The 13,530-nt window shown below is 68.8% G+C and carries 9 protein-coding genes and 1 pseudogene; 1 reads left to right on the top strand and 9 read right to left on the bottom strand.

What is annotated here, in order from left to right:
- Positions 1–196: 196 nt before the first annotated feature.
- Positions 197–820, top strand: a pseudogene (locus tag FVE25_RS55660) (AfsR/SARP family transcriptional regulator); the annotation flags it as partial.
- A 15-nt stretch (positions 821–835) separates the two neighbouring features.
- Here FVE25_RS55660 and FVE25_RS54575 read toward each other — a convergent pair.
- The 9 genes from FVE25_RS54575 to FVE25_RS40335 form a co-directional block, all read right to left on the bottom strand.
- On the bottom strand, positions 836–2,431 hold the full coding sequence (locus FVE25_RS54575) for an FAD/NAD(P)-binding protein (RefSeq protein ID WP_157252759.1): 1,596 nt from the start codon (positions 2,429–2,431) through the stop codon (positions 836–838).
- The gene (locus tag FVE25_RS40305; RefSeq protein ID WP_157252760.1) at positions 2,410–3,081 is read right to left on the bottom strand and encodes a hypothetical protein; all 672 of its coding nucleotides are present in this window, start codon (positions 3,079–3,081) and stop codon (positions 2,410–2,412) included. The genes FVE25_RS54575 and FVE25_RS40305 overlap by 22 nt, the downstream gene beginning before the upstream one ends.
- Positions 3,078–3,884: an MbnB/TglH/ChrH family RiPP precursor modification enzyme gene (locus FVE25_RS40310; RefSeq protein WP_157252761.1), complete on the bottom strand. Its 807-nt coding sequence runs from the start codon at positions 3,882–3,884 to the stop codon at positions 3,078–3,080. The genes FVE25_RS40305 and FVE25_RS40310 overlap by 4 nt, the downstream gene beginning before the upstream one ends.
- Positions 3,863–5,572, bottom strand: coding sequence for an ABC transporter ATP-binding protein (locus FVE25_RS40315; protein ID WP_181019877.1), 1,710 nt, complete (start codon positions 5,570–5,572; stop codon positions 3,863–3,865). The genes FVE25_RS40310 and FVE25_RS40315 overlap by 22 nt, the downstream gene beginning before the upstream one ends.
- Positions 5,572–6,147: a hypothetical protein gene (locus FVE25_RS54060; RefSeq protein ID WP_181019878.1), complete on the bottom strand. Its 576-nt coding sequence runs from the start codon at positions 6,145–6,147 to the stop codon at positions 5,572–5,574. Before FVE25_RS54060 ends, FVE25_RS40315 begins: the two co-directional genes overlap by 1 nt.
- The gene (locus FVE25_RS40320; protein WP_157252763.1) at positions 6,138–7,697 is read right to left on the bottom strand and encodes a hypothetical protein; all 1,560 of its coding nucleotides are present in this window, start codon (positions 7,695–7,697) and stop codon (positions 6,138–6,140) included. Before FVE25_RS40320 ends, FVE25_RS54060 begins: the two co-directional genes overlap by 10 nt.
- Complete coding sequence (locus tag FVE25_RS40325) at positions 7,690–8,289, bottom strand: TOMM precursor leader peptide-binding protein (protein ID WP_157252764.1); 600 nt, start codon at positions 8,287–8,289, stop codon at positions 7,690–7,692. Before FVE25_RS40325 ends, FVE25_RS40320 begins: the two co-directional genes overlap by 8 nt.
- Positions 8,268–9,545, bottom strand: coding sequence for a YcaO-like family protein (locus FVE25_RS40330; protein ID WP_219825855.1), 1,278 nt, complete (start codon positions 9,543–9,545; stop codon positions 8,268–8,270). The genes FVE25_RS40325 and FVE25_RS40330 overlap by 22 nt, the downstream gene beginning before the upstream one ends.
- A gap of 629 nt (positions 9,546–10,174) precedes the next feature.
- Positions 10,175–10,315 carry a hypothetical protein gene (locus tag FVE25_RS40335; protein ID WP_157252765.1) on the bottom strand — a complete coding sequence of 47 codons (141 nt, stop codon included), beginning with the start codon at positions 10,313–10,315 and terminating at the stop codon, positions 10,175–10,177.
- Positions 10,316–13,530: the final 3,215 nt, after the last annotated feature.

Here is a 13,530-nt window from a genome sequence, read left to right on the forward strand (position 1 = left end):
CCCAAGGACCTCGAAACGCACCATACGGTCACATTACGGCATATCGATCATGTATCGCGCGGCTATCGGGGATGTGTCGGAGCCCCCGCGCACAATGGTCGTCGTGACACAGATCATGCTGCTGAGCACCGTGCACCTGCGCAGCGGCGAGCGGACCGTGCGCCCCTCCCACGAGCGCGTACGCTGCCTGCTAGCCATGCTGGCCTGCAGATCGAACGAGCTGGTACCCGATGACGCGCTGGTCGACGGAATCTGGGGCGACTCGCCTCCCGCCCACCCCGTCGACTCGTTGTACACCTGTGCCCTACGACTGCGCAGAACGCTGAGCGCCGCCTCCTACAGCGGGCGCGTGGCCCGCTCCCGAGGCGGATACATTCTGGAAGCCGATCCGCACACGGTAGACCTATCCAGGTTCCGGCGGGATGTGAGCAGGGCGCACGCCGCCGCCAGAGCCGGTCAGGACCACGCGGCCGACCGGCTGTTCGAGAAGGCCATCAGCCTCTGCACCGAGACGCCGCTGGCAGATGTGCGCTCCGACTGGGCCGGGCGCACCCGCGAGACGCTCAACAGGCACCGGCTGAGCGCGCAGGTCGCCGCCGCCGAGGTGGGTCTGCGGCTGGGACGGCACCTCGAGCTCCTGCCTTCGCTGGAGGCTCTGTCGGCCGCGCATCCGCTGGACGAGCGGATCGCCGGCCTGCTCATGGTCGCCCGGTATCGCGCGGGCGGCCAGGCGGGCGCGCTGACCTGCTACGCCGCCCTGCGCCGCCGCCTGGTCGAGGAGCTGGGCAGCGAACCTGGCCCCGCCGTGAAGGAGCTGCACGAGGACATCCTCTCCTCAGATGCGAAGCAGAGTCCTGGCCAGGGCGTCCGCCTGGCGCAGCAGCGGAGAGTCGACCCGGGGCCTGGCCAGCCGCCCGGTCGCGGCGCCACCGACGACCCCCGGCCCGAAGGCGAACCTCGCCGGATGTACGGCGAGCGTCCTGTCATGCAGCCGCCGGTCGGGTAGCCGGACGCTCAGCAGACCGCCTTCTTCCGCGCACTCTCCCCGGGCCAGCAACCGGCGCAGCAGCGGGTCGGCGGTCCTGCTGAGACACGCCCTGGGTTGTCTGGCCTCGATCAGCACCCTCGCCTCGACCGGGTGGCGTAGCGTCCCGGAACTCGCCAGCCAGGGATCGCCGCCCGTCACCGTGAGCCCCGCGCCCATGAAGGTGACCACACCCGCTTCCGCCAGCGCGCACAGCTCCTCGATCCGCGCGGGCGGCGGCCCGTTGGCGAAGGCCGCCAGCAGCCCGCGCAGGTGGGGGCGCGCGTGCGCCACGGCCGTCAGACCGTAGGCCAGCACCATGTCAGCCCGGTGGGCGGCGTCGGCGCGGCGGGCGAGGTCCGACCTGAGCCTGCTGATCATCCAGGTTCGCAACTCCCCCGGGTGCCACCCGCCGACCCCGGCGAGCGGGGCGATCAGCCGGTCGACGTCGAGGCGGTCGGCTGGAGAGGGGACCGCGTCCTCGATCAGCGCGGCCATCTCGCGACTGCCCCAGGCCAGCTCCACGACCCGGGATTCGAAGAGCTCCCACGCCATGCGCAGGCGCCCCGAGTCGAAGAGGCCGTGATAGTAAGCCAGCGCCAGGTCCTTGACCGCGGAGGAGTGCGGCGGTGGCGGCACCCGCACCCCCTCCCAGGAGTAGCCGAACTGCGCGTGATGCGGAACTCCACGCCGCGACCCGGCGAACAGTGCCGGCTCGTGACCGCTCGGCAGGTAGACCAGCCGCCCGTCCGGACCGGCGTCGAACCGCCCGCCGCGACCGGAGGTCAGCAGCGTCACCACGTCGAAGAAGGTCAGCCCCAGCCCTCGGACGATCACCGGTTCCCCTGGCTCTATCAGGTCGAGCGGCAGGTCGTCGGCGTACCCCGCCTGCAGATGGTGCGGCGCGTCGTCCTCGGGCACGACCGGCGTGTGGCCCTGGGTCAGGAGCACCGCGTCCGCTTCCAGCCTCCGGCCGCCGGACAGCTCCACGTGCTGCCGCCCGCCCGGGCCGTCCCGCAGGTCGATGGCCTGGGCTCGGTGGTGATGGACTTGTACGGCAGGCCCCGCCGTACGGACGACATGACGAAACGCGTGTGCCAGGTATTCACCCTGCACCGCCCGGGGCACGAAGCCGCCCTCGCCGCCCAGCCATTCGCCCAGCGTGGGTCCGGGCCTGATCGGCCCGCGACAGCGCACGGAGGCGTCGGTGTACAGGGTGACGGTGTCCGCAGGGGTGTTGGTGCGCAGCAGCTCCGGCTGCCCGGAACGCCAGACCCGCCCGGCTCCTGGCTCGTACGGATCGACGACGTGCAGGTCCAGCCGGTGCCGCGCGTTCGCGCAGAGCCGTTCCGCCACGCAGGTCCCTGTCGGCCCCGCGCCGACGATCACGATCGAGGCGGGTTCCACGTCACCAGTCCCAGACGGCTCAGGCGGGTCAGTTCACGCTCGCCGAGGCCCTCCCCTGCGAGCAGCAGGCCGGCCAGCTCCTGCCCGATGGGGTAGGTGCGGATCTGCCTGCCCGAGCTGGCCTGCAGGATGTAGTGCGCGGGCCGGTCGGTGACCGTGGCGATGTCATCGCCCAGGATCAGCCGCTGCCGCAGGTCGGCCACCGGGAAGGAGAAGGACAGGACGGCCACGCCGGGCGCGAGCATGGGAGCGAGCGGCGCGGGCCGGAGCATCAGCTCGAACCACGTCGTCTCGAACCTGATCATCTCCCGCAGCCGGTGGTTCCCGGCCAGGGACCGCAGGTGGGTGCCGATCGCGACGAAGTCGGCGGGCGTCGTAGAGCGGATCCGCACCTGGTCGACGCAGCGGGCGATCAGCTCGGGCGTCCCCTGCTCGGCCATCAGCAACGCCGATCCGGGGAACTTGGCCCGCACCCAGGAACGCCGCCGTTCGACGTGCACCAGCGTGGTGATCTCGAACTGGCGCCGGTCCATCGCGCACAACGTCAGCGCGTCCGCCCGGCTCACCCCGAAACCCCCGGGGTCGGCGCGCAGCCTGTCCAGCAGGCCGGGATCGTTGATCAGCTCGGCCAGCAACGCCTGCACGCTCACGCGACGGCCCGCCTGGCCCGATCCAGATCGGTCTTGAACTCGGCGAAGTCCGCAGGCATGTTGTCGTCTCGCTCGATCGCGACCGCCCGGATCGGCTGCCTGCTCGCGAGGTAGGTCAGCAGCTCGAACACCTCCTCGCCCACCGGCGCGTCGTGGGAGTCCAGCACCACCCCGCCCAGCTCGTCGCGCACGACGTTGCCCGCCAGATGCACCTGGACGACCCGCTCCAGCGGGATGGCGTCGAGGAAGGCGTAGGGGTCGAAACCGAGGTTGCGCGCGTTGACGGCGACGTTGTTGAGGTCGAGCAGCAGCCCGCCGTCGCAGTGCTCGAGGATCTCGGTGATCAGCTCCGCCTCGGTCAGCTCCGCGGTGAGGTCGAGGTGGTAGACGATGTTCTCCAGCAGGAAGGGCCGGTTGATGCGCTCCTGGACCTGCCGTACCTTGGCGGCGACCTGCCGGGCCTTGTCCCTGGTGCGCCAGACCGGGGTGAACGTGCCGAGGTCCAGGTCGCCCTCGCGGGTGAAGCACAGGTGGTCGCTGGCCCAGGGCGCGTCCACGGCGTCGGCCACACGCGCCACCTCGTCGACGTAGGCCGGGTCGAGCGGGCCGTCGGACCCGATCGACATCCCCACCCCGTGCGGGATCAGGGGGAAGTGCTCGCCCAGGTGCGCGAGCAGGTCGAGCGACTGGGGGCGGCCGATGAACTGGTCGGTGATGATCTCCAGCCAGTCGATGTCGTCCCGGTTGTCCATGACCTGCTCGTACAGGCCCATGCTGTAGGTCAGCCCGAATCCGAGGTCCATGCCTGCCCTCTCTGGGTGTCGAGCAGCGCCGCGTAGGCGCCGCCGTAGGTGCTCAGCTCGCCGTGGGTGCCGGCCTCGACGACCCTGCCGCGCTCCATCACCACGACGCGGTCGCCGGGTTCGAGACGGGGAATGCGGTGCGCGATGATGATCAGTGTGCGGCCGCGGCAGTGGGCGCGCAGCGCCTCGTGGACCCGGTCCGCTGTCAGGGCGTCGAGGGCGCTGGTGGCCTCGTCGAAGATCAGCACCCGCGCCGGAGTCAGCAGGGTCCTGGCGATGCCCAGCCGCTGGCGTTCGCCGCCCGACAACTGGTGACCGTCCTGGCCGATGGCGGACTCCCAGCCGTCCGATGCGGGCAGGCATGCGACCTCCGCCGCCTCGGCCAGCTCGGCCGGCCCCGCCTCCGGGTTGGCGAACAGCAGGTTCTCCCTGAGAGATGCCTGGAACAGGGCGGTGTGCTGCGGTGTCAGCGCCACGATGCGCCGCAGTTCGGCAGTGCCTGGCCGTACCTGCCCGGCCGGCGGCGGGAGCAGGCCCGCCAGGATCAACCCCAGGGTGCTCTTGCCGGAACCGGTGCTGCCCGCGATCACGGTGACCGACCCGGCGGGGAAGTCGAGCGAGACGTCATCCAGCACCAGATCCTCGTCGTAACCGTAGGAGAGGCCGCGTACCGACAGGTCGGGCGGCTCACCGGCGGAAGCGACCGTGTCGCCCTCGACCTCGGGCAGGTCGAGGTACAGGAAGACGCGCTCGAACATCGCGACAGAGGTCTGCAGGCTCGCGCTGAGCTGCAGCAGCCGCTCGATCGGGTCGGACAGCCGCATTTGCAGGATCGCCAGGACGACGACGGCGCCCACCGACACGCCTGTCACGAGCGTCCCCGACAGCAGGTAGATCATCGGCGGCACGCAGGCGAGCGAGGCCCCGATGACGGAGTAGGCGTAGGCGCCGATGACCCGCTGGCGGAAGGTGACCTCGCGCAGCCTGGTGCTCAGCTCCACGAACCGTTCACGCTGCTGTGCCGTACGGCAGAGCGTGCGGGCGACGACGACGCCGGTGGGCGACAGGTTCTCGGCGACGAAGCGCAGGACGCCGCTCACCTGGCGCTGCCGGTCGGCGGCCAGCGCCCTGCGGCGGCGGGCGAAACGCTGGTTCAGCAGGCTGAGCAGGGCGGCGAGCGCGAAGGAGGCCAGCGCGAGCGGCCAGCTCAGCATGAGCATCGCGACCGCCGCGGCGACCAGACTGGCCGTCTGCGCGATCGCGTCCTGAGCCACGACGGTGACGAACCTGTCGGCGCCGTCGACGTCGTTGAGCACCCGGGTCTGGATCTCGCTCTGGCCCTGCTCGCTGTAGAAACGCAGCGGCTGCGATCGGGCGTGGTCGTAGACCTCGACCCGCAGGGCGGTGGTGATCCGCTGGCCGACCCAGTTGTTCAGGGCGACCTGCCCCGCCGCAAGCCCGCTGTTGAGCAGCCCGGCCCCGGCCATCAGCGCGCACAACACCGTGAGCGGCGCCACGTCGCGGGCCGGGAGTGCGTCGTCGATCACGCGTTGCAGGAGGAGCGGCGCGGCCACGCCCAGGCCGATCCTGGTGAAACTCATCAGGATCGACCCGGCGACCTGCCACCGGTAGGGGCGGAAGCGCCCGCCCATCCTGCGCAGAACCGTCGCCGTGGTGACCTCGGCCATCAGGGCGCGTAGCCCATCGCGATCGTGAACAGGTGCCGCGAACCGGGTGCGGCGGCCTTTGTGACCTCGCCGCTGGTCCTGCCGAAGGCCGAGCCTTCCAGACCGATCCGCCGCGCGGCCAGCCAGAGAGCGTACCCGAGAGCACCGGCCCGCACCAGCAGCCCGCCGTACGCCTCGCCGTCGATCCCGGCGAAGCGCCCGCAGACCAGGGCCAGAACCGGTGCGTCCGCATAGCGCCCCGGCAGTTCTGACAGCCATGGCGGCGACCCCAGCATGACGTCGGGACCGGCGTACAGGCCGGGTTTCATCCCGGTCACGCGGTAGACAGCCAGCAGCACCTCCAGCCCGGCCTGCCCGTGGCGCTCGACCGGCCACTGGCCGCGTTGCGATTCGTGTGCCCTTTCCAGCGCTCTGACCAGGTCTTCACGGGCGGGCCGTACGGCTGAGAACTCCCGCACCGATCGGCGCCCCGCCAGCACGGAGTCCCAGGGCAGGTCGGCGCCGGGCAGCGCGCGGCGGGTCCTGGTCATGGCCGCGACGTGCTCGCCGGGGGCCTCGGGAAGGATCAGGGGCATGGGATACCTCGGTGCAATCCGGCGATGGCCGTGACGATCTGCTGGTCGGGGATGAGGGACAACAGCCCTGCCGGGCGCTCGTCCCAGGTCGCCGCGTACTCCACGCGGGCCCCGCGCTCGGCGGCGAGGAGGGCGAGCTGAGTGGCTGCGCATCCGGCGTCGAGATGGGCCAGGTGGTGGGAGAAGTCCGCGTACTTGTACTCCAGCCGCCTGCGCCCCGCCACCAGCACGAACACGGCCGACAGCCCCTCGGCGCGGAGATCGGTTCCCGCCAGGGCCTCGGCGAGCGGCACGCGGTCGGGGCTCATCGCGATGAGGGTGTCGTTCACGTCGTCGTACCGGAAGACCGTGCCGGGCAGGCCGGGAACCTCGCCGATCAGGTACAGCTCGGCGGAGGCGAGGTTGCCGCCGCTGGGCACCCAGCGCTGGAGCGGCGCCTCCGGCGTCCTGCGATAACCGGCCGTCTTGCGCAGGAGTTCGGCGAGGAGCGGATCGTCACCCAGCGGCCGTCTCGGGTGGGCGGGTAGCGACGGCGTCCTGAGCGTCTTCAGCCCCTCCCAGGGTTTGATCTCGAAGGGGGTGGCGCTGGTGCTGACGGTCAGGCCGGGAGGCGCGTCACCCTCCTGCGCCCACTCGTAGGCGGCCATCGGGCTGGGGTCGCTCCACGCGCATGTGCCGCAGTCGGGGTAGGGGGTGACCAGGTGCCGGTCCAGGGCCGGTTCTGCGAGCGCGATCCTGGCCACGATCCTGGCTCTGGCCATCGTGCCTCCCGGGGCGATGACCGGGATCCCGCCGAGGATGGCCAGCGCCTCGGCGACAGCCGTACCGGCCATGAGCGGGTTGTGCGTCTCGCTCTCCGGCTCCCATCCGGCCTCGGCGCGGCTTCTGCGCAGGCACGAGGGGCAGGCGGTGTAGCCGGTGAGGAACCAGGGGCCGAGCTCGACGTGCTCGGCGGTGGCCGCGACCCGCAGGACGGGGATGCCGCGGGGCGCGCACCAGGCCACGGCTTCGTCCATCCTGGCGGGCTCGCGCGGATCCGCCACGACGATCACCAAGGCCCGCCTGGCGTTCTCCAGCGCCGCCGCCTGATCTTCAGCGGGGGGTACGGCTCCGCTGACGCACCAGCCGATCCCGCTCTCCCGCAGGTCGGCCGAGATGAGGTCGGCCGTGGTGAGGTCGTCGGCCACCACGTGGACAGCGGAGTCTGCGAAGTCCCGCATGAGATCGGCCGTGCCGAGGTAGCCACCGGTGTCCGGCAGGTTGCGCGACAGGTAGGTGGTGACGTGATTCCCCGGGGCCGGCGCGCCTTCTTCGAGCAGACCGCGGTCCCTGAGCACGTTGAGCGCCTGGTCCAGTTGCCGAGACGACAGCCCGGACGCGTCGGCGAGCTCCTCGGGGGTGCGTGAGCCGTCCAGCAGGTTCATCAGCTTCGGCAGCACCTCGGTGGCGGCCTTGCCGTGGAAGACGTGCCGGCGGGGAGCGCCCTCGACGATCAGCGCGCCGTCCGCCGCGGTGATCATCAGGCCGTCGCAGAGCCGTTCCTCACCCATGGCCGGCCTCCGGAAGTCGTAGCAGGTCGATGAGGTCGCGGGCCGGTCTGGCCAGGTCGCAGCGGTCACAGCCGTGGCGGCCGATGACCCGGTCGCTGGAGACCGAGAGCTGCCTGAGCACGATGGCGACCACGGACCCGACCGTCGCGCGCTCGAGCACGGTCGTCGCCACAGCCGCCGCCATCCTGGCGTGATGCGGCAGGTAACCGGCCGGACCGCCGGCGGGATCGGCGTCGTAGGCGGCGTTCAGCGCCCGCGTGCTGATCCATTTCTTGTCGTGCTGGACACGCCTCTCGGCGTAGCAGCGAAAGCACGGGCCCTCCCCCGGCCGCACGAACGGGCCGACGGTGATCGTGCCGGAATCCATGATCACAGGCAGCCAGGGGACGCCGGTGGCGTGGGAGAGCTCGTCGGCGCGTTCGCATTCGCGGGGATGCGGGCGCCAGAACGCCGCCACGACGGCCTCATGACCGTCCTTGAAGGCCCGATCGAGCTCGTCGATCGCGCGGCCGTTCATCATCTGAACGACTCTGGCCCCGAAGTCGCCGACCCCCACGAGCGCGGGGCCTGTCACGCGAACGGCTGTGGCCACGGGTTCAACTCCTCCTCGGGCAGGACGGGATAGCCCATCCGGGCCGGCGCCTCGTACAGGCGCGGATGGCCCTTGAACTGGATGTCGGGAACCAGGCTCATCGGCTGCAGGTCGGGGATCACCACGTTGACCGCGTGCAGGCCCACCTCGGCGAGCTCGCGCGGCGTACGGTCGACGACCACGGCCCGCATGTCCGCTCTCTCCAGTGCGCGCGACAACCAGGCGAGGGCCTCGTCCGGATCGTCGGGCATACGAGGGTTCGCGGTGGTGTGACGCTCGTCCTTGAGCAGGAAGTCGAAAGCCGGCGCCCGCTCGGCCAGGCCCATGTACCGGCTGCCGTCGGCGATGTGGTCGAACCCGGCGAGCTCGGACGGCGGCGGCTTGACGGAGCGGTGGATGACGTGCGGCACGTGAATCGCCTCGAAGAATGCCTTCTCCGCGGCTTCGCCCAGCGTCCTCCCCGTTCCCGCGCCGACCATCCTGCTTGCCTTGTCGTCGTATTCGCAGGCGAGCAGGCAGTAGACCGTCGGGACGCCGATATCCGTGGTGGCGTCGAAGAGATGGGTGCGCACGAAATGGCGCCTGCTCCATTCGATCGACTCGGCGAGCACATCCGAGATGGGCTCGGGGCCCAGCGTGGGTAGCGCCAGCTTCTGCAGCCAGAGCACGGAGATGATGTCCCGCTCGACGACCTCGCAGATGCCGCGGACGACCGCTTCCACCGGGTCGGTGTGTACGGCGTAGCCGGTCGAGATCGGATAGACGAATCGCTCCGCCTCGACCCTGTGCAGGTTGTAGGTCGCCATCGCGGCCGGCACCCAGGTGGGTTTCCGGGAGTGCAGGTCGAGCCCGCGAACCCACCTGACAGACGCGTCGACGTCGAAGGGGCCGATCGGGCAGTCAGGGGCCGCGTATTCGCGCTCGGAGCAGCGCGGATAGCGCTCCGGCTCCAGGCACTCACCGGCCAGTTCCCTGGCCGTGGCCCAGATGCGCTCCTCGCCGAGGATGTCGGCGGCGGAGTAGCGCTCGGCGCCCTCCGCGATGCCGACGAAACGCGCCAGGTCCGTGGACCCTCGCACGATTCCCGCGCAGGTGATGTGTTTGCCGATCGGCGCGCCCACTCCGGGCTGACCGCTGCCGATGGATGTCAGGATGGTGGCGACCTCGCTCTGGACGGGTTCGTGGGTGGAGTCCCAGTCCATGGAGACGACGCCGTACGGGGAGACCAGCCTGTCCAGCGAGGTGAGGTCGATCATGTGCGGCCTGTCCTTGAAGGGAGAGGGGCCCTGCCGCGGGCGTGGAAGCACCGCGACAGGTGGTGAACTAGCTGCACCTCGTGGATCCGGAGCAGCGGACGCAGCTGGTGCAACACGGCATGCTGCCGCTTGCACAAGGGATGTCCATGGTGCTTGCCTCGTCGTAGTCGAGGTCTTCGCCGGACAGGTCGAGCACGTCGAATTCCTGCATAACAACCCTTCCTCTCGTTGATCCGGTCGATTCCGGACCGCTTCGGATCGGATGATCGAGACGCTATATTCGCCATCTGTCACGGATCTGTCGGTGATCTGACCGCGCCGCCCGGCAGGCAGGCAGGCTGGTTGGTCGGCGAGATGATCTACCGTCTCGGCCATGACTTCAGCGACGCAGGCGCACGCGTGCGCGTGCGCCGCGCCCTCCTCCCTCGTCCCGCGAGGCGATAGACATTGCCGATCGCGCCGGGTTGGACCCGGTTGGTAGCCCGGCCCCGCCGAGCCGGCTCGGCCCGAGACAGGTTGGGTGGGAGACCGCCCGGGAGCTCGCCGCCCAGCGCCCGGACCTGGCCCGGCAATGGGAAGCCATGATGGGGCGAATCCGCGCCCGTCACCCGGACCTGGCCGGGTTCCTGCTACCGCCGCCGATACGGCAGCTGCGCCATCACGCCGAGCCTGGCCTGATCGTGCTGGTAAGCGTCCACGGCGGCCGGGGACATGCGCGGATCCTCACCAGCGATGCCGACCAGCCCGTCCGATCGGTCATGCTTGAGCACGGGCAGCGGGAGGTGGGCGAGGCGCTCGCCTGGCTACCCCTCTCCTCCCACCCCCAGGCGCCGTCATATCCGCAGCCACCGCATCCGGCCCAGGCCCCTCCGGCAAAGCACAGGCGCCACGAACAGTGGATCGAGTCGTCTCCTCCTGCACCCCTACCATCCGCGCCCTCGGCGCCACCCGACCACCACCGCGGCGGCCGGCAGTGACGGGCCTGCGTCTGACCGGCGCGCAACTGGTTTGCCTTCGGCCCGCGACACTTTCAGCGGCAACCAGCGCTTGGCCGATCAAGCCATGCACACTACTGGTGCCTTCTTCCTGGCCGGCTATCCGCAAGTGATCGGCACCCGTGGTCGATCGACGCCGCCGCCGCCCGCATCGTCGAGGATGTCTACGCTCAGCTCACCGAGCAGGCAACCAGCAGGCCCCGCATCGAGCACTCCGCCCACGCCCTCCACGGTGCCATCCGCGGCCTACGCACCAACGCCATGAAAGCCCCACCCTGTGGGCCGCGCACGTCAGCCAGGAGGTGTCGAAGCTTCGAGGAGCCGGACCGTGCCGACGCGAACGCAGGATCCGTCTCACGGTCGCTTCACGGACATGCAAGCCCGAGCCGGTTCGCCGTGGACCCGCCGATACCCCCGCCTCGGGTTCTCGCGCACCAGGCGAAGAACCAACTCCCGAACCTCCTTTCTCATCGCAGGACGGCCGGCGCGGTGTGGGTAAGTCCATGACCGGTTGATCAAACGACGGTGCCAGGCCAGCAAGGCGCCCAGGGTGACCAGCCGATGAGCTCCCAGCACTGTCGGCAGGTAGCGGGCCAACGCCGCCAAGAGCACCCGATCGGCCCAGTCCGGCTTCGGCCGGGCGACCTGGCGCTTCAATAGCTGCTATGTCGTCGTTGCCGGTTGTGCCAGATCTCCAGGCATTCGAAGATCGCGTTGCCGAGTTCGATCCGGGTGTTCCAGCGTCAAACCACAGCTCAGAGCCGTCACGATTGAGTTTTTGACGCGGGACTCAGTCAGGGACGGATCACCGCGGTCGAGGTCGGCCATGCTCTGGACTCACCGAGCACCGGGCCTTGGCCGTCGCGTCGGAGTCCTGGCGTGAAGCACATTCCGCCGATTCGGCTGACACCGAATGATGGCCTAGGACGTGTAGCTGGCGAAGGATGAGCAGACGAGCACGCCTCACCACTCCTGAGTGGGGCGCGTGAACGACTATTCAGGAGATCACTATGACGACCGTGCGCTGACGGAGTACGGCATCGGCCCCAGCCGCTTTGTCCGCCCTACTGGTTGTGGTGAGGAACGCTACTTCGAAGGCCGCAACCGAGTCCTCTCCCCTTCAGCATGGCGACGGCTGGTGACAGGACGCTTAAGGCCGCTAACAAGATGTCCTCAAACTGGTGAGCTGTATCGCTTCGGGCTCAGTCACTGGTCAGGCGGGGTACCGGGGACGACGTTTCGGATCAGGCCATGGAACCCGGAGCCAGGCCGGGGCCCGATAGGACAATCAAAATAACAGCAACGCAGGGTTAGCCGCGAGGATCGAAAAAGATAGCGCCTAACCCGTGGCCTTACAGGAGGATCAAGACAGTGCGGGCCAGAATCAAGGCAGCCATCGTGACGGCTGCAGCTCTTATGCTCCTACCTTTGAGCCCAGCCGCTCAGGCGGCATCTGGGGTGTACTTGTTCAGCTGCCCTTACCAGGGCTGGGGGTGCGGCTCTTTCGAGAGTAATCCCATCGCGTGGGACGATTGAAACTGGACAGTCCCAGGGACGATCATGGCGAATGACTCACAGCAGGGTTTCCATCAATGGGGCACTCTTGTCGCCGTCAACGTCTTCAATCGCCAAGGCGAATGGGTGACTTGGGACCGCTGCACAGCCTATCGATCAGGTCCCCAAAACTGCCCCGTTAAATTTGAGGGGTCAATTGTGAGGGACCCCTACAAGTTCACGATAGACATCTGTACCTGGGACACCACACAGCCGGGACGACTAGCCCACTGGTGCGATCCTGCGGCCCAGCGGACTGTCTATCCAGGTTTCTTCGACTGAGACGACTGAGGGCATCCGGTAGGACAGTCGTTGACCAAGGCCCAACGCCATGGCCGGGACTCCTGGGTCTGGCTTACGGGCCGCCGTCTCCCGCGCCGACGCGCGCTCTGCAGCGTCTGTCAAGTGCTACAAGGTCACCCTAACGCTCCAGCACAACAAACAGATCGGACAGGATATGCACACCAGAATAAAAGCGGTGGCCGTAGCGGCTGTTATCACACTTGTGGTACCGCTAGTCGGCCCAGCCGCGCGGGCGGCTGAAACAGCGTACCTGGACAGCAGCACGAGCTGGGCAACCGCCTATTTCTCTGCCTACGACGACCTCGAAGTCGACAATTATGGAAGGTGGCGGTTGCATGGCTTGATCGGTGTCCGCGACTCGCAGGTGGGCGACCATCAATGGGGCACGATCGCCACCGTCAACTTATTCAACAACAAGGGCGAGGTAGTGGGCTGGGAGCCATGTACCGCCTACCGCACCCCCGAAGGGCCGGCGAACTACTCGTTCTGCAGCGTCTTGCTTGACGGAACTTCCTCGCCTCCGCCCGCCAAGATGACCTTGGATATTTGCACATGGGATAGCACGGGGCCGGCCCTCGCGCACTGGTGCGACCCCTCAGCCCACCGGATTTGGTGGTGGGACGCTTCTTGAGACCGCGCTCTTCTCGCGAGATAAGCCGATACCGACTCACGGATAAGAGCCATGCTCCTTCGTTGAATGAATGCAAAGAATTTATCTCACTACGGATATCGGCCCTGCCGTGCCGCAAAGAAACCGCTACCCCACCAGCGTGTCGGATACTCACCCATCGGCGCGACAAGCACCGTCAAGGGATACCATCCGACTGTACCGCTTCATAACTCATTGCGTAGTGCTTGATCTGCGGCTTTGATACCCAGATGCCGTGCGGGCAAGATCGCGGTCTGTATCGGTTCGTCTGCTGTATCTGACCTTGATTCGGGTGTTCGGTCGGCTGGTGCTGCTGGGGGGTGATCAGGCGTCCAAGGATGTCGAGATCATGGTGCTCCGCCATAAGGCGGCCGTATGGCGAGCTGCTTCGCCTCGGCCTGCAGGTCATTGAAGCGGTACAGGCACGGAGGCGAGGTCAGGACCACGAAGCCGAACGCTACCTCCGCCAGGCCGCCGACGCCGG

Source organism: Nonomuraea typhae (assembly GCF_009760925.1).
GTDB classification, from domain to species: domain Bacteria; phylum Actinomycetota; class Actinomycetes; order Streptosporangiales; family Streptosporangiaceae; genus Nonomuraea; species Nonomuraea typhae.